The organism is Microbacterium sediminis (genome assembly GCF_004564075.1).
In the GTDB taxonomy this organism is placed as follows: domain Bacteria; phylum Actinomycetota; class Actinomycetes; order Actinomycetales; family Microbacteriaceae; genus Microbacterium; species Microbacterium sediminis.
The window spans coordinates 104,364-127,669 of record NZ_CP038257.1 but is presented as its reverse complement, the minus strand read 5'-3'; the positions used below and the strand labels follow the sequence as shown (position 1 = coordinate 127,669).

29 protein-coding genes and 2 pseudogenes are annotated in these 23,306 nt (G+C 68.3%); 19 read left to right on the top strand and 12 right to left on the bottom strand.

The genetic code is table 11. From position 1 onward, the window contains the following. Nucleotides 1-162: 162 nt before the first annotated feature. The 11 genes from E3O41_RS14040 to E3O41_RS13990 all read left to right on the top strand — a co-directional run bounded on the left by E3O41_RS14040 (nucleotide 163) and on the right by E3O41_RS13990 (nucleotide 7,069). Nucleotides 163-396, top strand: a complete 234-nt coding sequence (locus tag E3O41_RS14040) for a hypothetical protein (protein ID WP_135012724.1) — start codon at nucleotides 163-165, stop codon at nucleotides 394-396. Nucleotides 397-535: 139 nt separating this feature from the next. Beyond that, complete coding sequence (locus tag E3O41_RS14035) at nucleotides 536-802, top strand: hypothetical protein (RefSeq protein WP_135012726.1); 267 nt, start codon at nucleotides 536-538, stop codon at nucleotides 800-802. 23 nt (nucleotides 803-825) lie between these two features. Next, nucleotides 826-1,803 carry a DUF3560 domain-containing protein gene (locus E3O41_RS14030; protein WP_135012728.1) on the top strand — a complete coding sequence of 326 codons (978 nt, stop codon included), beginning with the start codon at nucleotides 826-828 and terminating at the stop codon, nucleotides 1,801-1,803. Between the two features lie 62 nt (nucleotides 1,804-1,865). Beyond that, on the top strand, nucleotides 1,866-2,297 hold the full coding sequence (locus E3O41_RS14025) for a hypothetical protein (RefSeq protein ID WP_135012730.1): 432 nt from the start codon (nucleotides 1,866-1,868) through the stop codon (nucleotides 2,295-2,297). A gap of 65 nt (nucleotides 2,298-2,362) precedes the next feature. Beyond that, nucleotides 2,363-2,656, top strand: coding sequence for a hypothetical protein (locus E3O41_RS14020; protein WP_135012731.1), 294 nt, complete (start codon nucleotides 2,363-2,365; stop codon nucleotides 2,654-2,656). 146 nt (nucleotides 2,657-2,802) lie between these two features. Further along, nucleotides 2,803-3,105, top strand: a complete 303-nt coding sequence (locus E3O41_RS14555) for a hypothetical protein (protein ID WP_425325893.1) — start codon at nucleotides 2,803-2,805, stop codon at nucleotides 3,103-3,105. 143 nt (nucleotides 3,106-3,248) lie between these two features. Further along, entirely contained in the window at nucleotides 3,249-4,733 is a 1,485-nt protein-coding gene (locus E3O41_RS14010) for an aromatic ring-hydroxylating dioxygenase subunit alpha (RefSeq protein ID WP_135012865.1), read from the top strand. Next, nucleotides 4,730-5,317 (top strand): 3-phenylpropionate/cinnamic acid dioxygenase subunit beta, encoded by a 588-nt coding sequence (locus E3O41_RS14005; protein WP_135012863.1) that lies wholly within the window; start codon nucleotides 4,730-4,732, stop codon nucleotides 5,315-5,317. Before E3O41_RS14010 ends, E3O41_RS14005 begins: the two co-directional genes overlap by 4 nt. Beyond that, entirely contained in the window at nucleotides 5,314-5,634 is a 321-nt protein-coding gene (locus E3O41_RS14000; protein ID WP_135012860.1) for a hypothetical protein, read from the top strand. Before E3O41_RS14005 ends, E3O41_RS14000 begins: the two co-directional genes overlap by 4 nt. Before the next feature lie 11 nt (nucleotides 5,635-5,645). Beyond that, nucleotides 5,646-5,846: a ferredoxin gene (locus tag E3O41_RS13995; RefSeq protein ID WP_135012858.1), complete on the top strand. Its 201-nt coding sequence runs from the start codon at nucleotides 5,646-5,648 to the stop codon at nucleotides 5,844-5,846. Beyond that, entirely contained in the window at nucleotides 5,843-7,069 is a 1,227-nt protein-coding gene (locus tag E3O41_RS13990) for an NAD(P)/FAD-dependent oxidoreductase (RefSeq protein WP_135012856.1), read from the top strand. Before E3O41_RS13995 ends, E3O41_RS13990 begins: the two co-directional genes overlap by 4 nt. A 27-nt stretch (nucleotides 7,070-7,096) precedes the next feature. Here E3O41_RS13990 and E3O41_RS13985 read toward each other — a convergent pair whose 3' ends face one another. From E3O41_RS13985 to E3O41_RS13955, 7 genes are all read right to left on the bottom strand, one after another. After that, the gene (locus tag E3O41_RS13985; RefSeq protein ID WP_135012854.1) at nucleotides 7,097-7,891 is read right to left on the bottom strand and encodes an IclR family transcriptional regulator; all 795 of its coding nucleotides are present in this window, start codon (nucleotides 7,889-7,891) and stop codon (nucleotides 7,097-7,099) included. Between the two features lie 70 nt (nucleotides 7,892-7,961). Next, the gene (gene phtC, locus E3O41_RS13980) at nucleotides 7,962-8,702 is read right to left on the bottom strand and encodes a 3,4-dihydroxyphthalate decarboxylase (RefSeq protein WP_425325891.1); all 741 of its coding nucleotides are present in this window, start codon (nucleotides 8,700-8,702) and stop codon (nucleotides 7,962-7,964) included. Next, nucleotides 8,699-9,490, bottom strand: a complete 792-nt coding sequence (hcaB, locus tag E3O41_RS13975) for a 3-(cis-5,6-dihydroxycyclohexa-1,3-dien-1-yl)propanoate dehydrogenase (RefSeq protein WP_244927284.1) — start codon at nucleotides 9,488-9,490, stop codon at nucleotides 8,699-8,701. The genes phtC and hcaB overlap by 4 nt, the downstream gene beginning before the upstream one ends. Next, complete coding sequence (locus tag E3O41_RS13970; protein ID WP_135012851.1) at nucleotides 9,483-10,472, bottom strand: substrate-binding domain-containing protein; 990 nt, start codon at nucleotides 10,470-10,472, stop codon at nucleotides 9,483-9,485. The genes hcaB and E3O41_RS13970 overlap by 8 nt, the downstream gene beginning before the upstream one ends. Continuing rightward, complete coding sequence (locus tag E3O41_RS13965) at nucleotides 10,469-11,170, bottom strand: class II aldolase/adducin family protein (RefSeq protein ID WP_135012849.1); 702 nt, start codon at nucleotides 11,168-11,170, stop codon at nucleotides 10,469-10,471. The genes E3O41_RS13970 and E3O41_RS13965 overlap by 4 nt, the downstream gene beginning before the upstream one ends. A 38-nt stretch (nucleotides 11,171-11,208) precedes the next feature. After that, on the bottom strand, nucleotides 11,209-12,726 hold the full coding sequence (locus E3O41_RS13960; RefSeq protein WP_244927283.1) for an SLC13 family permease: 1,518 nt from the start codon (nucleotides 12,724-12,726) through the stop codon (nucleotides 11,209-11,211). Then, the gene (locus E3O41_RS13955) at nucleotides 12,723-13,874 is read right to left on the bottom strand and encodes an MFS transporter (RefSeq protein WP_135012847.1); all 1,152 of its coding nucleotides are present in this window, start codon (nucleotides 13,872-13,874) and stop codon (nucleotides 12,723-12,725) included. The genes E3O41_RS13960 and E3O41_RS13955 overlap by 4 nt, the downstream gene beginning before the upstream one ends. Before the next feature lie 79 nt (nucleotides 13,875-13,953). Here E3O41_RS13955 and E3O41_RS13950 point away from each other — a divergent pair, with 79 nt between their 5' ends. Both E3O41_RS13950 and E3O41_RS14550 read left to right on the top strand, forming a co-directional pair. Then, nucleotides 13,954-14,223, top strand: a complete 270-nt coding sequence (locus E3O41_RS13950) for an endonuclease/exonuclease/phosphatase family protein (RefSeq protein WP_135012845.1) — start codon at nucleotides 13,954-13,956, stop codon at nucleotides 14,221-14,223. Nucleotides 14,224-14,307: 84 nt separating this feature from the next. Further along, nucleotides 14,308-14,589: pseudogene (locus E3O41_RS14550) on the top strand (IS110 family RNA-guided transposase); the annotation flags it as partial. A gap of 39 nt (nucleotides 14,590-14,628) precedes the next feature. Here the strand turns inward: E3O41_RS14550 and E3O41_RS14280 are convergent. The 5 genes and pseudogenes from E3O41_RS14280 to E3O41_RS13920 all read right to left on the bottom strand — a co-directional run. After that, nucleotides 14,629-14,966, bottom strand: a pseudogene (locus tag E3O41_RS14280) (integrase core domain-containing protein); the annotation flags it as partial. Between the two features lie 78 nt (nucleotides 14,967-15,044). After that, nucleotides 15,045-15,437 carry an SDR family oxidoreductase gene (locus E3O41_RS13935; RefSeq protein ID WP_005050794.1) on the bottom strand — a complete coding sequence of 131 codons (393 nt, stop codon included), beginning with the start codon at nucleotides 15,435-15,437 and terminating at the stop codon, nucleotides 15,045-15,047. 51 nt (nucleotides 15,438-15,488) lie between these two features. Next, nucleotides 15,489-16,154, bottom strand: a complete 666-nt coding sequence (locus tag E3O41_RS13930; protein ID WP_005050795.1) for an N-carbamoylsarcosine amidohydrolase — start codon at nucleotides 16,152-16,154, stop codon at nucleotides 15,489-15,491. After that, the gene (locus tag E3O41_RS13925; RefSeq protein ID WP_047801721.1) at nucleotides 16,151-17,041 is read right to left on the bottom strand and encodes a polysaccharide deacetylase family protein; all 891 of its coding nucleotides are present in this window, start codon (nucleotides 17,039-17,041) and stop codon (nucleotides 16,151-16,153) included. The genes E3O41_RS13930 and E3O41_RS13925 overlap by 4 nt, the downstream gene beginning before the upstream one ends. 4 nt (nucleotides 17,042-17,045) lie before the next feature. Beyond that, nucleotides 17,046-18,442 (bottom strand): IS3 family transposase gene (locus tag E3O41_RS13920; protein WP_370428832.1). Its coding sequence is split into 2 segments (ribosomal slippage): nucleotides 17,046-18,106 and nucleotides 18,106-18,442, totalling 1,398 coding nucleotides; the frame shifts between segments, so codons are not numbered across the junction. A 100-nt stretch (nucleotides 18,443-18,542) separates the two neighbouring features. Between E3O41_RS13920 and E3O41_RS13910 the strand changes: the two genes are divergently transcribed. From E3O41_RS13910 to E3O41_RS13885, 6 genes are all read left to right on the top strand, one after another. Then, nucleotides 18,543-19,820, top strand: coding sequence for an aromatic ring-hydroxylating dioxygenase subunit alpha (locus tag E3O41_RS13910; protein WP_052323167.1), 1,278 nt, complete (start codon nucleotides 18,543-18,545; stop codon nucleotides 19,818-19,820). Beyond that, on the top strand, nucleotides 19,817-20,404 hold the full coding sequence (locus E3O41_RS13905) for a 3-phenylpropionate/cinnamic acid dioxygenase subunit beta (RefSeq protein ID WP_005054954.1): 588 nt from the start codon (nucleotides 19,817-19,819) through the stop codon (nucleotides 20,402-20,404). The genes E3O41_RS13910 and E3O41_RS13905 overlap by 4 nt, the downstream gene beginning before the upstream one ends. Continuing rightward, nucleotides 20,401-20,727 (top strand): hypothetical protein, encoded by a 327-nt coding sequence (locus E3O41_RS13900; protein WP_005054953.1) that lies wholly within the window; start codon nucleotides 20,401-20,403, stop codon nucleotides 20,725-20,727. The genes E3O41_RS13905 and E3O41_RS13900 overlap by 4 nt, the downstream gene beginning before the upstream one ends. Before the next feature lie 3 nt (nucleotides 20,728-20,730). Further along, nucleotides 20,731-20,928, top strand: coding sequence for a ferredoxin (locus E3O41_RS13895; RefSeq protein ID WP_005054951.1), 198 nt, complete (start codon nucleotides 20,731-20,733; stop codon nucleotides 20,926-20,928). Continuing rightward, a complete protein-coding gene (locus tag E3O41_RS13890; protein WP_135012841.1) occupies nucleotides 20,925-21,992 on the top strand; it encodes an NAD(P)/FAD-dependent oxidoreductase in 1,068 nt (355 codons plus the stop codon). Before E3O41_RS13895 ends, E3O41_RS13890 begins: the two co-directional genes overlap by 4 nt. A 75-nt stretch (nucleotides 21,993-22,067) precedes the next feature. Then, entirely contained in the window at nucleotides 22,068-23,303 is a 1,236-nt protein-coding gene (locus tag E3O41_RS13885) for an IS256 family transposase (RefSeq protein ID WP_046746337.1), read from the top strand. Nucleotides 23,304-23,306: the final 3 nt, after the last annotated feature.

The window sequence follows — 23,306 nt, the reverse complement described above, 5'->3', positions numbered from 1 at the left end:
CCTACGTCTGGGAGGGCGCGGAGCTGACCGCCTCCCACTACGCCTGACCAGGCGCGCCCCGCCCTCTTGATCCCCGGAGGGCGGGGCACCCGGCCGGTCAATGTCGGTGGCCCCGCATAGTCTCCTAACTGTCAGATTCACACCTCAGAGCAAGGGCAAATCATGAACACCAACGGCACCACCACCGAGTTCGTCGCCTACAGCACCGCCCCGTGCCTGCGCTGCGGCAACACCTCCACCGTGTTCCTCCCAGCAACCGCGGCGAGCGCGATCGCCAACCGCCGACCTGTGCACGAGGTGCTCCCCGAGGCCACCCCGGAGCTTCGGGAGCTGCTGATCTCCGGCATCCACCCCGAGTGCTGGGATGCCCTCTTCGGCGCCCTGGAGGACGAGTGAGCGCCCCGGCGACGGTGTGCAGCTACTGCGCCTACTTCGCAGGACTGCGCACCACCGCCGCCCTCCCCCGCACCACCCACAACCCCACGGCCGCACACCTGGCCAGCCACCCCGTCAACGCCATAAGGATCCCCACCTCATGACCACCACCGCCCCGAGCTTCGAGCTCACCACCTACACCTCGCAGATCGACGGCGCCGCCGTCGCCGAGATCGCCACCCACCAGGTCACCGGCCGCGTCCGCATCTACCTCAACGAAGCCCCCATCTGGGACGCCGACCCCGAGACCGACGACCCCGCCGGCCACGGCCGCGCCGCGCTCGCCGCATACGACCGCGACCCGACGCCGGCAACCGCGCAGGACTGCGTCGACGCGCTGCGCGACCTCCTCCCCGCCCTGCACTGACCACCACCCACGAAAGGCACCTCATGCTGACGATCACCCACACCCACGAAGAAGGCACCCTCATCGACGGCACCGCCCGCGGCGACGGCACCGCCGAGATCCTCAAGGCCAACGGCTGGCGCTGGGGCCGCTCCATCGGCGCCTGGTACCTGCCCCACTCCCGCGACCACCGCCCCAAGAGATACGCCATCGACCAGACCGCCAAGGCACTCACCGCCGCCGGCTTCGACGTCGCCCTCGACCTCGACGACACCGTGCGCCCCACCGCCGAGGTCGAAGCCGACAAGATCGCCCGCCAGCAGGATCGAGCCGAAGCGCTCGCCGCCAAAGCCGACCGGAAGACCGACGCCGCGCTCGCCGCGGATGCGGCCGCGGATCGCGCGCATCGGGCCCTGCCGGAGGGCGGGGAGCCGATCAAGATCGGGCATCACTCGGAGGGCCGCCATCGCAGGGCGATCGAGCGTGCGCACACGGCGATGCGGCGCACCATCGAGGCGACCGCCGAGGCCGAGCGTGCGGCTGCTCGCGCGGAGGCTGCGGCGCACACCACGGCGATGCGGTACTCACCGCGGCAGGTCGCCAACCGGCTGGAGAAGATCGCCGCCGACATCCGCCGTGTGCAGCGGCACCTCGACGGGTACATCGCCGATCGAGGTACCCCGTACGCCCGGCAGATCCCGCGCGCCGAGGGCACCGCACGCGACCGGTACCTGTCCGAACTCGCCGAGCACCAAGACGCGCACGCCTACTGGGAGGGGATCCGCGCCCAGCAGATCGCCGACGGGGTCGCCACGAACTTCACCCGCGACCAGTTCACCAAGGGCGACATCGTCAAGGTCGACGGCCGGTGGGCCGTCGTGCTGCGCATCAACCCGAAGAGCCTGTCTGTGCAGTCGCAGCACTGGCGCTACACCGCCCGCTACGACCAGATCCAGGAGCACCACCCCGGCGGCGCGGACGCGGCCGAGAAGGTCGCCGAGCTGCTGGCCGCTCGCCGCTGAATGTCGGTGACCCTTCCTAGTCTTGTAACTGTCAGATTCACACACTAGGAAGGGCCACCACCATGGGTCAGTACACCGTCCTCACCATCACCACCGGCACCAAGCCCCTCACCGAGAAGAAGGCCACCAAAGCCGCCGACGCCATCGAGATCCACGACACCGAGATCTACGAGACCGACGCCGGCTGGACGATCGCCGGCCACTCCAAGTACCAGCCCGACAACCTCCACACCATCGCAGCTCGCCTCTCCCGCCACGGCGCAACCGTCACCGTCAGCGAGGAATGGGACACCCGCGACGCCGACACCCCCGGCACCACCACCACGACCTACCGCAACGGCGAGCACCAGCCCCAGCACGACCAGGAAACCCACCTCGCCCCCGCCGACCTCCACGCCGCCCTCGCCGCCGTACGCAACGCCCTCGACGGCAACGGCGACCTGATCACCGCCTCGCGCTGGCTCGTCGACGGCTTCGACGGCACCCGCCCCTGACCACACACCGGGGATGCGGCGAGCGCGCTCGCCGCATCCCCGGGGGGTGCCCCTATTGTCGCCAAATGCCCCGCACCATCCCGACCCGCGTCATCACGGCCGTGCGCACCGCCGACAGCATCCGCGTCTACGTCGCCCACGACCCCCGCGCCAGCTACTCCCGATCCGTCATCCCCACCGTCACCCGCAACCGCACCACCTGGGGATACCTCACCGACGGCCGCCCGATCCTCACCGGCCAGATCGACCACACGCTCGACCCCGCCGACAGCATCCGCGGCGAGCGCGACGCCGAGAAAGTCACCGCCGCCCTGCAGCAGGACCGAGCCGTCTCCGTCGTCGTCTACGACTTCGCCTGATCCGCTCCACCGAGACCCCGGACACCCCCACGGTGCCGGGGTCTCGTCGCGCCCGGGCACATCGTGCCGAACTCGTGGCGTCCCCGCCCTCGTCGCTACGCTGAGTCCCCCGCGGCGAGCGCGCCCACCCGGACGGAGACCCCAGCATGACCCGAGAGACCCACGAACCGGACGAGCCGATCAACTGGCCCTACGGCCACGTCTCCGTCACCCCCGGCCGGACGACAGACCCCGCCGCAGACCGCATCGCGCTCGCCGCAGTCGCCGTCACCCTCACCGACGACGACCACGACGAGTGCATCCGCGTCACTCTCGGCCCCACGGACCACTCCGACCTGTCCGTCTATGGCCCCGAGGACCTCGAACACGTCGCCCAGAAACTCAACGGCCGCCCACGCAAGACGCTCGGCTGGGATACCCCAGCCGAGCGTCTGCTACAACTTGTCTAATTCAGTCGGTGTTGCGACGACCCCTCGAATCCGCCTGATGCCACGGGCCCTTTCGCATGCCCGGGCTGGTATCTCTCCGGATCTCGCGATATAGTTTCTGCACAGCAGATTGCGTTTCTGCGGATGACCGTGAAGGATTGGCGATGACGACAAGCCCCACCATCTACGACGAGGTGCGCAACGGCATGCTGCCCGCGCACATCTACAACGATGCCGAGATCTTCGAACGCGAACGCAGGAACCTCTTCAGCCGCGCGTGGCTGTTCGTCGGCCACGTGTCGGAGATTCCCCAGCCGGGCGATTACGTCGTCCGCAAGGTGCTGGACGACTCGTTCATCGTGGTGCGAGACGAGAAGGGCGAGATCCGCGCCCACTTCAACATGTGTCTGCACCGCGGCATGCAGGTGTGCCGTGCGGAGATGGGCAACGCCTCGCACTTCCGCTGCCCTTATCACGGCTGGTCCTACCGCAACGACGGCCGGATCGTGGGACTGCCGTTCCATCAGGAGGCGTACGGCGGCGAAGAGGGCTTCAGCCGCAAGGGGGCCCGCCTCCTTCCGGCGCCCAACCTCGACACGTACAACGGGTTGATCTTCATCAGCATGGATCCCGATGCCCCGCCGTTGAAGGAATACCTGGGTGACTTCACGTTCTTCCTCGACTACTACACGAAGCAGTCCGCCGCGGGCATCGAGCTGCGGGGCCCGCAACGCTGGCGCGTGAACGCCAATTGGAAGATCGGCGCCGAGAACTTCGCGGGCGACATGTACCACACGCCCCAGACGCACACGTCCGTCGTGGAGATCGGCCTGTTCCGCGAGCCGAAGGCCGAGAAGCGCAAGGACGGCAACACGTACTGGGCCGGAAACGGCGGCGGCACCACCTACAAACTGCCGCCGGGGACGCTCGAGGAGCGGCTGCGCTACGTCGGATATCCCGACGACATGATCGAGCGGATGAAGCAGACCTGGTCGCAGGAGCAGCTCGATGTGATCGGCGAGAACGGATTCATGATCTCGGCGGCATCCGTCTTCCCGAACATGAGCCTGGTGCACAACTGGCCCAAGGTGGAGGACGGCGACGATGTGCTCCCCTTCATCTCGCTGCGCACCTGGGTGCCGATCAGCGAGTGCGAGACCGAGGTCTACTCGTGGTTCGCGGTCGCGGCCGATGCGCCCGAGGAGTTCAAGGAGCTCAGCTACAAGGCGTACCTCATGTGCTTCGGCTCGACCGGCATGTTCGAGCAGGACGACGTCGAGAACTGGGTGTCGCTGACGAACACCGCCAAGGGCGCGATGGCGAGGCGCCTGCTGCTGAACAGCCGCATGGGCATGCTGAAGGACGGCAGCCCCGTCGTGGAGCCGCTCGGCGACGACGAGTGGGCGGGGCCCGGCGTCGCGCACGTCGGATACGGCGAGTACAACCAGCGCCACCTGCTCGAGCGCTGGGTCGACTACGTGGAGGCGGATGCGCCGGAGCCGCAGCGGCCGATCGGACTGGGCGGGGTGCGACTGACGCCCTCGGCGGCGGCCGCCGCCGCGGCGGGCGACTGCGCGACCGGTGATTCCTGCGACGCGGGCACCGCGGCCGGCGACGGCGCGGTGGACACGGAAGGAGTGACGGCATGACGTTCGTCGGAGCGGAGCTGTCCGCGGAGTCCGTGCTGAATCGGGGCGCGACGCAGGCCCGCAAGGTCGGACCGTCGCTGTCCTTCGGGGACGCGCGGCACCTCGAGCTGTCGCGCTGGCTGGTCGAGGAGGCGTACATGCTCGACGACCAGCGGTACGAGGACTGGCTCGCCACCATCGCGGACGATGTGCACTACCTCATGCCCGTGCGGGTCACGACCGCCCTCGGCGCGGGCTACACGACCTCTCCGGGCATGGCGCACTGGGACGAGAACAAGTACTCCCTGAGTCGCCGCGTAGCGCGGTTTCTCACCGAGCACGCGTGGACCGAGGATCCCCCGTCCCGCCTGCGGCACTACGTCACCAACGTGCGCACGTTCGAGACCGACGTGGAGGGCGAGCTCATCGTCGACTCCGCCGTGCTGCTGTTCCGCAGCCGCAGCGACACGAATCCCGCGTCGATCCTGTCCGCGCAGCGCGAGGACGTCCTGCGGTGCACGGAGGACGGCTACGTGCTGGCGCGACGTGTGATCATGATCGACGAGTCGGTGCTGCGCACCCAGAACCTGGCGATCTTCCTATGACTCTCGAATGGGAAGGCGAGGACATCGATCGCGCCGCCGCGCACCGCGCGTACGAGGCGCATCAGCGGCTCGTCGAGCGCACGATCGGCGTGCCGCTGACGATCGCAAACGAATTCAGCGAGATCCGTGTATCGCACGTGGAGACCCGAAACGGTGCGCGCCTGCTGATCGAGTCGCCGAAGTCGGGCCAGTGGATCGCCCTCGACCCGCTCGACCTCGAAGCGCTCACGTGGCAGACGACGCAGACCTTCTCGGCGATGATCGCGTCGCCGTACGAGCCCATGTTCCCGGAGCCGGCACAGTCGCCGGCGGAGTAAGAGGTAATGAGATGACCGCCATTGTGAAGGCCGACCTCGGCGCCTGCCAGGGCTACGCGAACTGCGTGGTCGGCGCCTCGGACTACTTCGACATCGACGACGACGGCGTGGTCGTGCTGCTGCAGACGGACGTCCCGGACGCGGAGCTGACGCGCGTCGATGAAGCGGCCCGCAGCTGCCCGGTGTCGGCGCTGAAGGTGATCCGGGGATGACCAGGATCGTCATCGTCGGCGCCTCGGTCGGCGGTGTGAAGACGGCGCAGGGTCTGCGCTCCGGAGGATTCGACGGCGAGATCGTCGTGGTCGAGAAGGAGGACGTCGCGCACCCGTACGACAAGCCGCCCCTGTCGAAGGCCTATCTCACATCGCCGGACGACCTCGGCGCGATCCGGCTGATCGATCAGGAAGACCTCGCCGCGATCGACGCGTCCTGGCGCTTCGGCGTCGCTGCGACGGGGCTCGACCCTGCGGCGAAGGAGCTGCTGCTCGAGGACGGCGAGCGGCTGGCGTACGACGCACTGGTGATCGCAACCGGATCCCGCGCGCGCACGTCGCCGTGGGGCGAGGGGCCGGGCATCCATGTGCTGCGCACGGCCGCCGACGCACACGCGCTGCGTTCCGCGCTGCAGCCGGGCCGTCGTCTCGTGATCGTGGGTGGCGGGTTCATCGGCGCGGAGGTCGCGGCGACCGCACGCAAGGCCGGCGTCGACGTGACGATCGTCGATCCGCTGCCCGCGCCGATGTCCCGCGTGCTCAACGAGGACGTCGGGCGGATCTTCCTCGACAAGCACGCCGCCGAGGGGGTCCGGACGCGTTTTGGGACGGGCGTCGACGGTGTCGAGCGCGTCGGCCCGGAGCTCGAGGTCCGCCTCTCAGATGGCGAGCGGATCACCGCTGACGCGCTGCTCGTGGGCATCGGCGCCGTCGTCAACACCGAGTGGCTCGAGGGATCCGGGCTCGTTGTCGACAACGGCATCGTCACGGACGGCCGGCTCCGCGCGATCGGCGCCGCAGACGTGTTCGTCGTCGGCGATGTCTGCCGCTGGCAGCATGAGGACGGGTCGGGCTCGACCCGCCTGGAGCACTGGACGAGCGCCGCGGATCAGGCGCGTCTCGTCGCGCACAACCTGCTCTCCCCGGCGGAGGCGCGCGCGTATGTGCCGGTCGAGTACGTCTGGAGCGACCAGTACGACTGGAAGATTCAGGTGGTTGGCCGCACGGGCTCCGCCGAATCGCAGCTGATCGGCGACCCCGCGCACGATCGCTTCGCCGTCGTGTACTCCGACGGCGCGCGCGTGACGGGCGCCGTCATCGTGAACTGGCCGCGCGCGCTCATCGCCGCCCGCCGCGCGGTGGCCGATCGAGGCGACGCGGATGCGCTCGTGACGATGCTGACGGAGATCATCGCCAAGGCGCCGGCGCCCGTCGTCTCCTGAACGGATCGGCTGCGCGTCGCGCAGTCCTCAGAGCGCCGTGATGGCGCTCTCGTCGATCGCCGACGCGAGCCGCTCGCCGAGGCGGGCGCGCGTGGTGTCGTCCATGCGGCTTGCGGGGACGGAGACGTTGATCGCGAGCCGCATCGGCAGGGCACCGGCGGGGAACGCGGCCGCGACCGAGCACACGCCGTGCTCGCTCTCCTCGTCACCCACGGCGTACCCGCGGCGGCGGACCTCTTCCAAGGCGCGCTCCAGCTCGGGGAGCCGTCGGATCGACTTCTCCGTCAGCGTCTCGAGCTCCTCACCGGGGAACGTCCTGTGCAGCTCGTCGGCCGACAGCGACGCGAGCATCGACTTCCCGGACGACGTGCAGTTGGCGGGCATGGTCCGCCCGAGGCGCGACGCCACCCGCACGGCCTGGGGGCTCTCGATGGCGTCGATGAAGCGCACCTGCGCGCCGTCGAGCGTCGCGAGGTGCACCGTCTCGCGGAACTCCTCGTTCAGCCGACGCAGCAGCGGGCGCACGGCCTCGCGCACGTCGAACTGCTGCAGGATCGCGAACGACACGCTCGAGAGCACCCCGCCGGCCCGATAGGTCTTCGACGCCGCATCCTGGCGCACGAACCCGCGATACTGCAGCATCGCGAGCAGCCGGTGCGCGGTCGACGATGCGACACCGAGTGCCTCCGCCACCTCGGTCAGCCGCAGCTCGGGCCGCGCGCCGAGGAGATGGATGATCTTGAGTGCGTTGTCGACCGACTCGATCGGGTAATGCGGCGCGGGGCCGCTCGCCGGGAGGTCGACCGTACCACTCTTCTTCATGACAGAAATCATATGCGCGGCGCGGAGAGTCGCGGCCGGGCGTTCCGGACACTCGGTGCGGCGCGGTGGCTCATTCCGTGCGGACGACGCCCCGCAGCCGGGCGAGCTCATGCCGCCAGGCCGTGGCCGTGTTGAAACCGGTGCCGAGGTCCGGCAGCTCGGCCATGTCCGTCTCGGGAAGATCGACGATCTCTCCTCCCGCCGACGCGACATCGAGCGACAGACCCGCCAGGATGTCGACGCTGATCGCCTGCAACACCGCCTGCTCGACGCCTGCGGCCGCGCTGGTGATGCCGTGCCCGCGCAGCACCACCAGCGGGCGCTCGCCCATCGCGTCCGCCATCTCGGCCGCCAATGTCCGGTTGCGGACGAGGACGCCGCGCGCGTACACGGGCACGCCGCCGGCCGCGAGCCGCGTGCCGGGGATGTCGAACGCGCCGATGAGAGGACGGATCCGGATCCCGGCGAGATCGGCCGCCACGACGCGAGGCGGGTGAGCGTGCACCACTGCCGCCACGGCCGGCCGGCGGCGCAGCACCTCCGCGTGCAGAGGCAGTTCGTTGGGGACCGACCAGCCGTCGAGCTCACCTGGTGCCGCGGCCTCGCCTTCGAAGTCCACGAGCCGGATGTCATCGGGCGTGGTGTACCCGAGGCCGCGCTCGTGCGGGCCGCGGCACCGCACGAGCATGATGTGCTCGCCCACGCGCAGGCTGATGTGCCCCAGGATGCCATCTGCGAGACCGCGCCCCGCCAGCACACGGCAGGCGTCCGCGATGAGCCGCCGTTCCGCCGCGAAGTCCGCCCGCATCATGCCTTGATCCCCATTCCCCCGTCGGTGTGGATGACATCCCCCGTGATCCCCCGCGCACGGTCGGACGCGAGGAACACGTAGCTCCACGCGTGATCCGCGCCGGACAGCGCGACCTTCAGCGGGACTCGCGCGGCGATGTCGTCCGCGCGGTTCGGGACGTCGCCGAGACTGCGCGCGCCGAGGCCGAGGCTGCCGACGCCGCGCAGATCCGTGCCCACCGTGCCCCCGGGCGCGATGCCGTTCACCCGGATGTCCGGCGCCAGCTCGTGCCCGAGGGCCATCACGAGCCCGCGCACCGCGAACTTGCTCGGCACGTACAGCACGCCGCCGCGCCCCGGGTAGTATGCGGATGTCGACTCCGTCAGCAGGATCGATCCGCGCGCCTCGCGCAGCGCCGACAGCGCGGCCTTGACGGCGTGGAGTTGGCTCTTCACGTTCACGCGGAACATCTCGTCGAACGAGGCGTCGATCTGATCCGCGTCGATGTCCGAGATCCCGCGATAGAAGTCGAAGATGCCGACGCAGCTGACGAGGACGTCCAGCCCGCCGTACGCGGCCACGGTCGCGGCGACCGCCGCCTCGTTCGCCTCGCGAGTCGTCGCATCCCCCTGCACGGCGGGCACCTCCGGCAGCTCGCTCCGGAGGGCGGCGACCTTCGCCGGGTCCCGCTCCAGGACCGCGACCCGCGCCCCCTCCGCGCGGTACGCGTCGACGACGGCCCTGCCGATCCCCGACCCTGCTCCGACGATCAGCGCGCGCTTCCCCTGGAGCCACCCGACCTCAGACAACGACGCGCTCCAGCGTCTCGGGGGCGAACAGGTCCTCGGCGCGATAGCGCTCGGGTGCGAGCCCCTGCTCATGTGAGTAGCGCAGGAAGGTGTCCAGCACGTGGCGATTCGCCTCCAGCCCGTACGGCCACCAGTCGTCGCCGAGTGCCTCGCGCGTGCGCTCCACCTCCGCCCACAGCCAGGGCAGGGCGAACCTCAGCGCCGCGGTCTCGTCGATCCCCGCGAGCCCCACCCGCTTGGAGAGCTCCGCGGCCCTCATCAGCTCCCGCGGCAGCCACCGGTGCTGTTCATAGACGTCGCGGCGCACCACCAGGACGTGCATGATCGGGAAGATCCCGGTGCGCGCGAAGTAGTCCCGCTCCACCGCCTCGGTGTCCGGGAACAGTCGCCGTATGCCGCCATGGCCGGGTGCGTTGTACGGGCCAGGATTGCGCGCGCTGTGGATCGCGTCGATTTCGCCGTCGAGCAGCATCTGCGACAGCGTCCGGCCTTCGGAGATCGGGGTCACGGAGACATCGTCGGGCAGGTCGAGAGCGATCTTCTCGTAACGGCCCGGCTCGTCCAGACCCCCTGTGCGGTACGACACGGACGAGACAGGCAGCCCGTGGTGCTCCGCGAGGATGCCCCGGATCCAGACGGCGGCTGTGATCTGGTACTCGGGGACTCCGACCGCGCGGCCTGCGAGCTGCGCGGCGTCGGTGATCTCGGAGTCCTCGCGCACGTAGATCGCGCTGTGCCGGAACGCACGCGAAGGGAATACGGGGATCGCGACGAATGGCGCTCCGCGGCTCAGACTCAGCGTATAGGACGACAGCGACATCTCGGCGATGTCGAACTCGCGGAACCGCGCCATGCGAAAGAACGTCTCCTCCACCGGGAGATCGAGGAAGTTGACCTCCGCGTCCCCGAGCCGAACAGCGCCTCGGCGCAGCAGATCCATGCGGTCGTATGCCTGACAGGCCATCGTGAAGGTCAGGCTCATCCGCGCGCTCCTTCTCCAGGCAACCGTCGCACGAGGTAGTCCCACACGCTCGCGAGCGCGGCCTCGTGATAGATGTGCCCGCGCTTGGCGAGCGACTCCTCGGCCGCGGACCAGCTGGGCCATCCACCGGCGGCGTGCGTGAGGATCTGCTGCTCGCACGCCCGCTCGAGCAGCACGGCCGTCACGGTGGCCTCTCGGATGTCCCGGCCGACAGCGACGATGCCGTGGTTCACGAGGAACAGCGCCTTCGCCTCGCCCAGCGCCGCGGCCACCGCCGCGCCGAGTTCGCGCGTCAGGATGAGGTCGGCCGTCTGCGTGAAGCGCGGCACGGCGGGCGGAACGAACATGTTCGCGGCGTGGCTCACCGGCCGCAGCTCCTGTCCCGTCGCGGAGAGCGCGACCGCGTGGGGCGGATGCGTGTGCACGACGGCCCCCACGTCCGGACGCGCCGCCATCACCTCGGAGTGGATCGCGCACTCGCTGTGCGGCTGCCCCTCGCCCTCGACGAGGCGGCCGTCGTCGTCCACGAGATGCACGCGCGACGGCGTGATCTCGTCCAGTCCCCACCCCGCGGCCTTGATCCAGATGCCGCGGCCCTCGGGATCCCGCGCCGACGCGTGCCCCCAGACGAGATCCCCGTGCCCGGCTGCGGCGAGCACACGGGAGGACAGCGAGACCTGCTCACGCACTTCGCCCATGGAGTCGTCCCCTCTCTTCGCGATCGTCATGTCGGTGGTCATACCAGCGACGCCGGGAGGATGAAGGCGAGCCAGGTGAAGACCGGCGCCGTGACAATCATGATCCCGCCCCACAGGAGCATGAATCGGAACAGCTTCGGGCGCTCCTCCTCCGGCGCGGTCGACAGCGTCAGCGCGCCGACCGAGGAGAACGGCATCGCGTCCACCACCGTCGCGGAGATGACGAGCGCGACCAGCACCCACGTGGCATCGATCCCGCCCATGGCGATGAACGGCACCGCGAGAGGCACCAGTACGCCGATCAGCCCGGCACTCGAGCCGAACGCCGATGTCACGGCCCCGATGAGGCACAGCAGGAACGCCGTGAGCAGCGGCGCGCCGATGTCGGCGAGTCCGCCCCCGATCCACTCGACGGTGCCGAAGCGCTGCATGGCTCCCACGAGGGTGGTGATGCCGCAGATCAGGAGGACGACGGACCAGACGATCTTCTTGTCCGCGCCGTCGAAGTAGTTCGCGAAGATCGAGTGCAGCAGGGCCGCTGCCACCAGCGTGACGAAGCCCAGATCGAAGTCGAACACGAGCGCGGCGATCGCGACGCCGATGATGACGATCAGCGTGACCACCTGATCAAGGCGGATCGGGGTCTTCGGGTGCCCGAGCAGCTCCGTGAACCCGCCCTTGGCCGGGCCACCCGCGGACGTCCCACCAGTGACCGCCGCGCCCGTCGCGCCGATCGTCGCGCCGTCCGCAGCGACGAGCACGCGCTCGCTCACCGCAACGCGGTGGGCACGCGCATCGCGCATCAGGGTGCGCCCGCCGAAGACGAAGTAGATGACGACCGCGAGAGCCACGTTGTACCCGAGGTTGCCCAGGAACAGCGCGGTCCCCGACACGTGCAGGCCGTTGTTCTCCGCCGCCTGCTGTGCGATGATCGCAAGCCCGTTGATCGGCGAGAAGTTGCCCGCACAGGATCCGTGCATGGTCATGAGCGCGGACATCCGCCGGCTGAGCCCGTAGCGCTCGCCGAGCCGAAGGCACAGCGGCGCGAGCATCGCGACCCCGGCCGGGCCCAGGGCACCCGCCATGGTGGGCAGCGACGAGAAGATGAAGATCAGCCACGGGACAAGAGCCGGACGATCTCCGAACGCACGGACAGCACGTTCGACGATCCACTCCAGCGTCCCATTGGTCGAGGCGAGGCCGAACAGGTATGTCACGCCGACGAGCAGCACGAAGATGTCCGCGGGGAAGCCGGCCAGCACCTCCTTCGGATCCTCGCCTGCCATCGTGACGCCGATCGCGAATGTCGCGATCAGAGCGAAGATGCCGATGTTCACGGGGCGCACGGTGCCGAGTACGAACACCAGGACCAGCGCGATGACTCCGACGATGTGAATGCTCACGTTACGTCCTTTCCGCGCACGCCACTGTGCGCGCCTGTGAAGGGAGCGGCACCGCCGCTGGCATCGCTTTCTGTCTTGCAGAACATGATTCTGATTGAACGAGACCATGTCAACCCCCGCCGCTGTGCCCGGCCCGCGCTCGGCAGTGTTCACCGGCCGCGGCGCGGACGGATCAGGGCGGCGAGCACTCCCGGCGCGCCCGCGGCGATCCCGCCCGCAACCATGGCAATGGCCATCGGCGCGACGAGCGTGACCGCCGTCACGAGAAGCGGCATGGCCAGGAGCGCGCCCGCACGGAAGACGCCCGCGAACACGACGGCACTACCGCGTTGAGGATCGGGGACGGCCGCCCCCACGACTGTTGGCCCGAGCGTCAGGATCACACCCGACGCGATCCCCGCCCCGACGACGCCTGCGACCGACACGACGGGCGCCGCGTCCGCCGCCGCGAGCGCGACGACACCCAACCCGATGGCCGCGGTCATCGCCGTGAGTGCAGGCGTGTGGCAACGGCGTGGCAGCCACCCACCGAGCAGCGCGCCGACCACGAGCCCACCGTTCGCCGCGCCGACCAGCAGCCCCACATCCACCTCCGACCATCCGACATCGTCGAACAGCACCGGGACGAACGTGACGAGGATCGCATTGAAGCCCCCTGCCGCGAGGCAGCCCAGGGATCCGACCCTCACGTCGCGGTACCGCCAGATGCGGTTGTCGGCGCTCTTCGGCACGCGCTCGAAGAGCGGCAGCGGCGCCAACAGCGCGCACAGCCCCGCGCCCAGCACAGCGACGACAGCGATCGGGACGGCGGCGGATCGCGGGCCACCGTCCGCCAGCGCGCCCGCGAGCATCGGGCCGAGCGCGCCGAGCCCGTTGGCGATGAACTGGTTGCGAGCCATTCGCGGAGCGGGTCGGGCCGCGATCCGGATCACATGCACCTGCGAGCCACTCCAGAAGCACGCCCTCGAGACACCCTGCAGGACCTGGGCGAGCACGAGCCCTGTGACTCCAGGCGCCGCCAGCACAAGGACCATCGAAGCCGCAAGCATCCCGAGGGCGCCCGCCATGATCACACGATCGGTCGCCACGCGGTACAGCGCCCCGACCACGACGCGCGAGACGAACTGCGCCGCCGCGGAAGTCGCCCCGAGAGCAGCGATGACCGCGAGGGAGAGCCCATCCGCAATGGCGACGAACGTGAGCATGACTCCCGACGCGGCGAGCGCGAGCGCGTAGAGCCCCGTCACGACATCGATCGCGACGGAGCCCGCCTTGCCACCCTGCCCTCGAAGACCGCGCACCCTGCGCATGCTATTCCACTGTGCAGAGACGGATTCCGCGGCAGGACGTGATGTCGGGGGTCCTTGTTACGTTTAGGGCATGCCTCGTTCGGTCCGCGTCGCCTCCGTCAACGTCAACGGGATCCGGGCCGCCGCCCGGAAGGGCATGGCCGAATGGGTGGAGCAGGCCGCGCCCGACATCATCACGCTGCAGGAGGTGCGCGGCGAGCTCGAGCACCTCGAGGAGGCGCTGCCCGGGTGGCGGGTCGTGGCCGACGCGTCGCTGCAGAAGGGCCGCGCGGGCGTGGCGATCGCCTCGCGCGAGGAGTGCTCGCTCTCGCGCATCGAGCTAGACGCTATGAGTGGTTGAGCCTGAGGCCTCCGCTCGCGTAGACCGTGGGTTGCGAGCCGGTCTTCCGGCTTCGCCTATCCACATACGTGAGGGAGGCCCCAGTTGATATCTGAGCGTACGAGTGTCGGGCTGGATGTGCACGCGCGGAGCGTGGTCGCGGCTGCGATCGATGAGCGAACCGGGGAGCTCGTGCAGCGACGCATGGGCTCCAGCACCGAGGAGATCGTCGCCTGGGCGAGGGGTCTGCCGGGCCCGGTGGCGGCGACGTACGAGGCCGGCCCGACGGGGTTCGGCCTCGCCCGCGCGTTGACCGCGGCGGGGGTGCGGTGCATGGTCGCGGCGCCGTCGAAGCTGCAGCGACCGGTCGGTGACCGGGTGAAGACGGGGCCTTGACCCCGGATCGTGGACACGGTGTCATTTCGGTTATGCCGCTTCCGTGAGGATAGCGAAGGTGGCGGTCTCGTAGGCGTTCGGGGTGATGTTGCCGATCGCGGAGTGGCGCCTGCGGGTGTTGTAGCGGTTCGCCCACCGGAACACGGCCCGGTAGGCCGTGGGCGCGTTCGGGAACGCGGGTCGGCCTTCGAGCAGTTCGCGCTTGAGGGCCGCGTTGAAGCTCTCGGCGAGGGCGTTGTCGGCCGACGAGCCGATCGCTCCCATCGACTGGATCACCCCGAACCGCTCGCAGAGGCCGGTGTAGGACTTCGAGGTGTAGACACGCTGCCGTGGTCGGAGTGGAAGATCGCGCCGACCAGCGACCCGCGGTCGCGGTGCGACCGGTGACGGACGGGAGGCACGGTGCCAGCTGACACCGTGCCTCCCGTCCGTCGTGGCCACCTCGTCTAAATCGCGAGGTACCCGCCGTCGACGGCGAACTGCGCGCCGGTCGCGAAGGCGGCCGCGTCGGAACCGAGCCACGCGACCATCTCGGCGATGTCGTGCGGCGTGCCGAGTCGGCCGATCGGGTGCTTCGTCAGCAGCGCGTCCTTGAAGCCGGGGTAGGTCTCCTCCAGCGCGTCTATCATTGGCGTCTGGATCACCCCGGGCAGCACTGCGTTCACGCGGATGCCTTTGTCGGAGTACTCCACCGCGGCGGCTCGGGTGAGGCCGATGACGCCGTGCTTCGACGTGACGTAGGCGGACTGGTGGGCGATGGCGACCTGCCCGAGGGACGAGGCGGTGTTGATGATGGATCCGCCGCCCTGCGCCAGCATCTGCGGGATCTCGGCCTGCACGCCGGTTCAATATTCCGCACAGAGGAAGTTGGCCCCACGGCGTTACTGCAGTCAATCGTTCTGTTGCGCAAGCCCCCGCAGGTAAGCACGTGCGTCGTCGAGGCTGACGACATCGCCGTACTTCGCGTCGATGTCAAAGAGGCTGGCCAGGTGCGGAAGGGCTGCCCGGTCGCCGACTGCCTCTTCGACGACGATGGTGTGGAAGCCGTAGGAGCAGGCGTCAACCGCCGAGGCGCGCACGCACCCACTGGTGGTGCAGCCGACGATGATGATGGTGTCGACACCCCGTGAGATCAAGCGTGCGGCGAGATCAGTTCCGAAGAAGCAGGATGCGTACTTCTTCACCAGGGTCATCTCGTGGGGCAGCTGGCCCAGCCTGCTGTCGACCTCCACCCATTCGCTGCCCTCCACCAACAGGTGGTTGGACGGGATCTTCTTGATCCAGAGCCCCGCCTCCTGCAATTCGGTGTCGTACGCGACCGTCGAGAAGAAGATGGGGATCTCGAGTTCACGGGCGGGGACGAGTAAGGCATTGGTGGCGGCCAGCTGTGACTCCAGTTCGCCTGACAGGGGCGAACGGCTGTCCGTGAATCCGGTGATCAAGTCGACGATCAGCAGCGCCGGCTTCTCGCCGTAGCCGATCCGGCCGCCCAATCCCTTGGCCTTGAACTCGTCGCGCAGCCGTGCGTACTCATCGATCAGCTCCGTATTCGTCACGAATCGGCTCTCCTGTTCCCCGTCGACTGATAGTGCGCCGCGATGGCATCGCTCGTCGTCACCCAGACACCATCGTGAGACGTGATGTGCTCGAGGGCCCGATCAAGGTAGCGGTGGCGGAACGGCTGGCCGACGATGAACGGGTGCAACGGCAGCGACATGACGCGACCCGAGTGCTCGGAGTCTGAATAGAGCTGATCGAACTGGTCGATCACCGCTTCCAGGAACTGCGGGCCGGTATAGCTCTTACTCACGAACATCGTCACATCGTTGAGTTCTATCGTGTAGGGAACGCTGAACATCCCGTCGACGTTCAGCGGATACGGCTGATCGTCGTTCGTCCAGTCCAGGACGTAGTCATACCCCAGCTCCCGAAGGATCCGCGGCGTCTCGAACGTCTCTGTGAGCGCCGGGCCAAGCCAGCCCCGCGGCCGTACTCCGGTGGCGGAGGCGATTGTATCCGTCACGTCTTGAAGGTAGGCGCGCTCCGTGTCAGCACCCATTCCAGCTTGGAAGGTGGAATTGTCGCGGCCATGCGCGAGCCACGCCCAGCCGCGTTGCCGGCCTGCCTCGAGAATCTGGGGGTAGTGCCGACAAACGTCGGAGTTGAGAAGCACACTTGCGGGCACTCCATGTCGGTCGAGGCTCTCGATCATCCGCCACAGGCCTACCCGCGGACCGTAATCGCGCCAGCCGTAATTGAGTGGATCCGGCTGCAGCATCGCGGTACCGCCGAAGATGCTCGTGGAGGGCTTGTCGATCTGATAGTGCTCGATGTTCAGCCCGACATAGAACGCCACTCGGGCCCCATTCGGCCACGAAATCGTCGGTCGCTCCGTGATCGGGCTGTAATCGAAGCGGAAAGTGTCAAGGCGGGTGAGACAGATTCCGTCAGGCGGTCTGTATGAGGGCCTCCTGTGAGGGCTGGTTGATCCAGGCGGCCTCGGGCAGCTTGGGCGCCTGGGGTCGGCGGTGGCCGAAGCGCTCGGGACGGGCGGCGTAGGCCGCGTCCAGGGTGGCCTGGCGCTGGGCGCGGACCTGCCCGGCGGTGCCGAAGTGGACGCTGGCGGGGGTGTGCAGCCCGATCCCGCAGTGGCGGTGCTCGTGGTTGTAGTAGGCGAAGAACTGCTCGGCGAACGCGCCGGCGTCGGCCAGGGACCCGAAGCGCTCGGGGAAGACCGGGGCGTACTTCAGCGTCTTGAACGCCGCCTCGCTGTAAGGGTTGTCGTTCGACACGTGCGGGCGGGAGTGCGACCTGGCCACCCCGAGGTCGACGAGCAGCTGAGCGACCGGTTTGGAGGTCATCGAGGTCCCGCGGTCGGCGTGGATCGCCTCCGGCACGCCATGGATGCCCATGGCGTGCTCGAGCAGGTTCTTGGCGATCTCGGCGTCCTCGCGGGCCGCGATGGTCCAGCCCACGACGAACCTGGAGAAGATGTCGAGCACGACGTACAGGTCGTAGTACACGCCCCGCTCCGGCCCCTTGAGCTTTGTGATGTCCCAACTCCACACCTGCCCCGGCGCCGTCGCGACGAGCTCGGGCCGGGTCCGGGGCGGGTGGCTCGCCTGCCGGCGCCGTTCCCCGGCCATGTCGTGCTCGCGCAGGATCCGGTGCATCGTGGACATCGAGCACAGGTAGGTGCCCTCGTCCAGCAGCGTGGCCCAGACCTGGGCGACCGACTTGTCCGCGAACCGCTGGCTGGTCAACACGGCCAGCACGTGGGCCCGCTCGGCGGCGGACAGCTTGTTCGCCGGTGCCGGCCGCGGTGTCCGTGGACGTGGCGGTGGCGGGTTCTTGGCCCGGTAGTGACTGGCGCGGGAGCGACCCAGCAGCGCGCACGCAGCCGCGGTGCCGACGTGCTCGGCCAGCCCGTCGACGGCCGGGTTGATCACCGCGGCGACCGCGGCGGCTTGTCCGCGCTCTCGGAGAGCGTCTCCAAGAGCGCGTGTGCTTTTCCCATCAGGTCCAGCGCCGCCCTGGTCTTGGCCAGCTCGGCCTCGGCCTTCTCCGCCCGGGCCCGTAGCGCCTGCAGCTCCCGCTCGCGCCGGTCCCGCGGCTTGCTGCCCAGCCCGGACAGCGAGCCGGCGGCCGCGGCCTTGCGCCACTCGATGATGTGGGAGGTGTACAGGCCCTCCCGGCGCAGGATCTCCCCACGCCCAGAGCGGTCCGCGGCGTCGTACTCGGCCAGGATCGCCGCTTTGAACTCGGCGGTGAACGTCCGCCTCTTGGGCCGGTCAGCACGAGGAGCCATAGCCCCATCATCGGTGCCGACGTCAGCAACCGTCATCGTCATCTCAGTATTGGTCCGTTCTCGCCCCGTGCAGTGCGAAGGTCAGCAGTGCTGGTGTCTCACCCCATCCTGACGCACAGGGCTCGAGCGGGAGCGCTTGTTCAGTCGCGCGTGGATCTTCGTGGGTCACGAATCAGAGATCCCTCAGCCCGGCGACTACGTGGTGCGGCGAGTGCTCGACGACTCGTTCATCGTGGTGCGCGACGAGAGTGGCTCCGTCAAGGCGATGTTCAACATGTGCCTGCACCGAGGAATGCAGGTGTGCCGGGCGGAAATGGGCAACGCCTCGCACTTCCGCTGCCCGTATCACGGCTGGTCGTACCGCAACGACGGACGAATCGTGGGGCTGCCGTTCCACGAAGAGGCGTACGGTGGCGAGGCTGGCTTCAATCGCAAGGGAGCCCGCCTGCTTCCGGCGCCGAGCCTCGACAGCTACAACGGGTTGATCTTCATCAGCATGGATCCGGATGCGCCACCGCTGATCGACTACCTCGGCGATTTCGCTTTCTATCTCGACTACTACACGAAGCAGAGCTCCTCGGGCATCGAGCTCCGCGGCCCGCAGCGCTGGCGGGTGAAGGCGAACTGGAAGATCGGCGCAGAGAACTTCGCCGGCGACATGTACCACACGCCACAGACCCACACCTCGGTGGTCGAGATCGGCCTCTTCCGCGAACCGAAGGCGGAGAAGCGTAAAGACGGCAACACGTACTGGGCGGGCAACGGCGGAGGCACGACCTACAAGCTTCCGGAGGGAACGCTCGAGGAGCGGCTGCGCTACGTGGGCTACCCCGACGAGATGATCGACCGGATGAAGGAGGTCTGGTCCCAGGACCAGCTCAATGTGATCGGCGAGAACGGCTTCATGATCTCGGCGGCCTCGATCTTCCCGAACATGAGCTTCGTGCACAACTGGCCGAAGGTGGAAGACGGCGACGACGTGCTCCCGTTCATCTCGATCCGTACCTGGCAGCCGATCAGCGAGAACGAGACCGAGGTGCTTTCCTGGTTCGCCGTCGACGCAGCGGCACCGGAGGAGTTCAAGGCTCTGTCGTACAAGGCGTACCTGATGTGCTTCGGCAGCACGGGGATGTTCGAGCAGGACGATGTGGAGAACTGGGTGTCCCTTACGAACACCGCGAAAGGGAATATGGCGCGGCGCTTGCTGCTGAACAGCCGGATGGGCGTGCTGAAAGACGGCAGATTCGTCGTGGAGCCGCTCGGACCGGACGCGTTCTCTGGCCCGGGCGTGGCCCACGTCGGTTACGGAGAGTACAACCAGCGGCATCTGCTCGAGCGCTGGGCGGACTACCTCGAGACGGAGCCGACCGCGCTGATCATCTCGTCGGTGGGGATGCCGGAGGGGCTGTCATGACCGAGGCGCGCTGGGTTCGACTGAAAGAGTCGCCGCTCGGAGCACATACGACCAAAGCCACGCGGGTGGGGAGTTCGTTGTCGTTCTCGGACGGCCTGCATCTGGAGACGCACAGGTGGCTCGTCGAAGAGGCATACATCCTCGACGAGCAGCGGTACGAGGACTGGCTCGACCTCATCGCCGACGATGTGCACTACATCATGCCCGTGCAGGTCACTACCGCGCTCGGCGCCGGGTACTCGACGTCTCCGGGCATGGCGCATTGGGACGAGAACAAGTACTCCCTGAGCCGGCGGGTCGCCCGCTTCCTCACGGAACACGCCTGGACAGAGGATCCGCCCTCCCGGCTCCGTCACTTCGTCACGAACGTGCGCACCTTCGAGAGCGACGTCCCGGGCGAGGTCGTCGTCGATTCTGCGGTGCTTCTTTTCCGCAGTCGCGGCGACGTGCACGAGCCCGCGGTGATCTCGGCCGGCCGCGAAGACGTTCTGCGACGTGTCGGCGGCGGGTTGCAGCTCGCACGCCGAACCATCACGGTCGACGAGTCGGTCTTGCGCACACAGAATCTGGCGATCTTCCTATGAAACTCGAATGGGAAGGCGAAGAGGACGACCGCATCGCGGCCATCGCAGCAGCAGACGAACGTCAGCGGCTCGAAGACCAGCGGGTAGGGGCTCCGATCTCGATCGCCAATGAGTTCTCGGAGATCCGGGTATCTCGCGTGGAGACACGCAACGGCTCCCGGCTCCTGATCGAGTCGCCGCGATCCGGGCAGTGGGTCGCTCTCGATCCGCTCGAGCTCGAGGCGCTGACCTGGCAGACTACGGCGACGTTCTCCGCCATGATCGCCCAACCGTTCGCACCGATGTTCCCTGAGATAACGCCTGAAGAAGCAGGAGAGGAGTGACACATGCCTGTCGTGAAAGCGGATCTCGGGCTCTGTCAGGGCTACGCCAACTGCATCATGGCCGCGGGAGACTATTTCGATCTCGATGACGACGGCGTCGTGATCCTGCTCAGAACAGAGGTCGACGAGGCCGACCGGAAACGGGTCACCGAGGCGGCGAACAGCTGCCCGGTTTCCGCGCTCCGGGTGGAAGACGAATGACGACAGCGATTGTCGGTGCGTCGATCGCGGGGGTACGGGCCGCGCAGGCGCTTCGGGCAGAGGGGTATCGCGGAGACGTTGTGCTCATCGGCTCCGAGCCCGTGCTGCCCTACGACAAGCCGCCGCTGTCGAAGGGATACCTCGTCGGTGCAGGTGCAGCCGAGGTCACGCTCCTCACGGCGGCGGAGGCGCTCGAGCTTAACATCGACCTTCGTCTCGGTGTGCCGGCGGTAGGTCTGGACCGTGCGTTGTCGGAGCTCCGGCTGGCGAATGGACGGCGGGTCGGCTTCGATGACCTCGTGGTGGCGACCGGCGTCCGCGCGCGGCCGTCGCCGTGGGGTGAAGGCGAGGGAATCCATGTGCTGCGGACACTCGACGACGCAGACCGGCTGCGCGCCGAGCTAGTTCCCGATCGCAGGATCATCGTCATCGGAGCGGGCTTCATCGGCGCCGAGGTCGCCGCGACCGCTCTTGGGCTCGGAGTCGATGTCACCCTGGTCTCGGCGACACGCGACCTGATGTCACGCCGGCTCGGTGACGAGATTGGCGCCCTCTTCTCGCAGAAGCACTCCCGGCATGGCGTACATGCGGTTCTCGGACGGACGGTCGCGCAGATCGACGGTGCGAAGGGAGACTTCCGCGTGCTCCTGGATGACGGTTCCGAGCTCCACGGTGATGTCGTCGTCATCGGCATCGGGGCAGTGCCGAACGTCGAATGGCTCGAGGACTCAGGGCTCGAGATCGACGACGGTCTCGTCTGCGACGAATTCCTCACGGCACTCGGCGCCCCGGAAATCCATGCGATCGGCGATGTTGCGCGGTGGCGGCATCCGGTTCGCGGCGATCTCACCCGTCTTGAGCACTGGACGAATGCGGTCGACCAGGCGCGCTGTGTCGCGCACAACATCGCTCATCCCGACGACCGACGCTCATATCTGCCTGTCGAGTATGTCTGGAGTGACCAGTTCAACTGGAAGCTGCACATCGTCGGTCGCACGACGGCAGTCAACCCCGAGACCTGGAGTCCCGCGGGGTGGTGGTCTTTCGGGCCCGCGGCGTCGTGACCGCGACGGGGTGAGCCATCGTGCGATGGTCAGTGAGAACGACCAAGAACTCACACAGAAAGACGACACCGCACGATGGCTCTTGACCAGTCTGCCCTCCTCGAGCTGCTCGGGGAACTGAAGCTCACCGGCACCACCGACCGCATCCGAGCCGCGACCGAGCGGCTCTACCAGGAGCTGATCGACGCGGAGACAGCCGCATTCATCGGCGCCGCCCCCTACGAGCGCACGAGCGAGCGCACGACTACCCGCAACGGTTCCCGGCCGCGGGTGCTGTCGACCACGGCTGGGGATCTGGAGTTGCGGATCCCGAAGTTGCGGCAGGGGTCGTTCTTCCCGTCGCTGCTGGAGCGGCGCCGCCGGGTCGACCAAGCCTTGTTCGCGGTCGTGATGGAGGCCTACCTCCACGGCGTCTCAACCCGGAAGGTCGATGACCTCGTCAAAGCGCTCGGCGCTGACACTGGCATCTCGAAGTCCGAGGTGTCCCGCATCTGCCAAGGGCTCGACGCCGAGGTCGCATCGTTCCGCGACCGCTCGCTGTCTGACATCGCCTACCCCTACGTGTTCCTCGACGCGACCTACTGCAAGGTCCGCATCGACCACCGTGTCGTGTCCCAGGCGGTCGTCGTCGCGATCGGCGTCGCCGCTGACGGGCGGCGGGTCGTGCTGGGCTTCGATGTCGGAGACAGCGAGACCGAGGAGTTCTGGAAGCAGTTCCTGCGCTCGTTGAAGACACGAGGTCTGGGCGGGGTGAAGCTGGTGATCTCCGACGCCCACGCCGGACTGAAGAAGGCCGCAGCGACCGTGTTGCAGGGCGCCGCCTGGCAGCGCTGCCGCGTCCACTTCATGCGCAACGTCCTGACCGCCCTCCCGAAGGGCCGGCAGGAGATGGTCGCCAGCGTGATCCGCACGATCTTCGCCCAACCCGACGCCGAGCACATCGATGCCCAGTTCGACGAAGTCGTGCGCATGATCGAGCGCGTCCACCCCAAGACCGCCGTGATGCTCACCGACGCCCGTGACGACATCCTCGCGTTCAAAGCGTTCCCCGCCCGGCATTGGCGACAGATCTGGTCCACGAACCCGCTGGAACGCCTCAATCGGGAGATCAAGCGCCGCACCGACGTCGTTGGCGTGTTCCCGAACAACGCCGCCCTGCTCCGCCTGGCCGGCTCCGTCCTCGTCGAGCAACACGACGAATGGGAAGCCGCCGACCGCCGCTACTTCTCCGAAGCCTCCATGACCGAGCTCACCGCGACCACCCCCACCATCGACGAGGCGGTGATACTCCCCGAGATCACCGCCGCCTAAACT

Excerpts from the sequence above, each read along its gene's own strand:
- E3O41_RS14005 (WP_135012863.1), top strand. The coding sequence starts at position 4,730 with ATGACGTTCGTCGGAGCGGAGCTGTCCGCGGAGTCCGTGCTGAATCGG.
- E3O41_RS13885 (WP_046746337.1), top strand. The coding sequence starts at position 22,068 with ATGGCTCTTGACCAGTCTGCCCTCCTCGAGCTGCTCGGGGAACTGAAG.
- E3O41_RS14030 (WP_135012728.1), top strand. The coding sequence starts at position 826 with ATGCTGACGATCACCCACACCCACGAAGAAGGCACCCTCATCGACGGC.
- E3O41_RS13900 (WP_005054953.1), top strand. The coding sequence starts at position 20,401 with ATGAAACTCGAATGGGAAGGCGAAGAGGACGACCGCATCGCGGCCATC.
- E3O41_RS13990 (WP_135012856.1), top strand. The coding sequence starts at position 5,843 with ATGACCAGGATCGTCATCGTCGGCGCCTCGGTCGGCGGTGTGAAGACG.
- E3O41_RS13895 (WP_005054951.1), top strand. The coding sequence starts at position 20,731 with ATGCCTGTCGTGAAAGCGGATCTCGGGCTCTGTCAGGGCTACGCCAAC.
- E3O41_RS13950 (WP_135012845.1), top strand. The coding sequence starts at position 13,954 with ATGCCTCGTTCGGTCCGCGTCGCCTCCGTCAACGTCAACGGGATCCGG.
- E3O41_RS14035 (WP_135012726.1), top strand. The coding sequence starts at position 536 with ATGACCACCACCGCCCCGAGCTTCGAGCTCACCACCTACACCTCGCAG.
- E3O41_RS13995 (WP_135012858.1), top strand. The coding sequence starts at position 5,646 with ATGACCGCCATTGTGAAGGCCGACCTCGGCGCCTGCCAGGGCTACGCG.
- E3O41_RS14000 (WP_135012860.1), top strand. The coding sequence starts at position 5,314 with ATGACTCTCGAATGGGAAGGCGAGGACATCGATCGCGCCGCCGCGCAC.
- E3O41_RS13985 (WP_135012854.1), bottom strand. The coding sequence starts at position 7,891 with ATGAAGAAGAGTGGTACGGTCGACCTCCCGGCGAGCGGCCCCGCGCCG.
- phtC (WP_425325891.1), bottom strand. The coding sequence starts at position 8,702 with ATGATGCGGGCGGACTTCGCGGCGGAACGGCGGCTCATCGCGGACGCC.
- E3O41_RS14025 (WP_135012730.1), top strand. The coding sequence starts at position 1,866 with ATGGGTCAGTACACCGTCCTCACCATCACCACCGGCACCAAGCCCCTC.
- E3O41_RS13890 (WP_135012841.1), top strand. The coding sequence starts at position 20,925 with ATGACGACAGCGATTGTCGGTGCGTCGATCGCGGGGGTACGGGCCGCG.
- E3O41_RS13965 (WP_135012849.1), bottom strand. The coding sequence starts at position 11,170 with ATGGGCGAAGTGCGTGAGCAGGTCTCGCTGTCCTCCCGTGTGCTCGCC.
- E3O41_RS14020 (WP_135012731.1), top strand. The coding sequence starts at position 2,363 with ATGCCCCGCACCATCCCGACCCGCGTCATCACGGCCGTGCGCACCGCC.
- E3O41_RS13905 (WP_005054954.1), top strand. The coding sequence starts at position 19,817 with ATGACCGAGGCGCGCTGGGTTCGACTGAAAGAGTCGCCGCTCGGAGCA.
- E3O41_RS13970 (WP_135012851.1), bottom strand. The coding sequence starts at position 10,472 with ATGAGCCTGACCTTCACGATGGCCTGTCAGGCATACGACCGCATGGAT.
- E3O41_RS14555 (WP_425325893.1), top strand. The coding sequence starts at position 2,803 with ATGACCCGAGAGACCCACGAACCGGACGAGCCGATCAACTGGCCCTAC.
- E3O41_RS14040 (WP_135012724.1), top strand. The coding sequence starts at position 163 with ATGAACACCAACGGCACCACCACCGAGTTCGTCGCCTACAGCACCGCC.
- E3O41_RS14010 (WP_135012865.1), top strand. The coding sequence starts at position 3,249 with ATGACGACAAGCCCCACCATCTACGACGAGGTGCGCAACGGCATGCTG.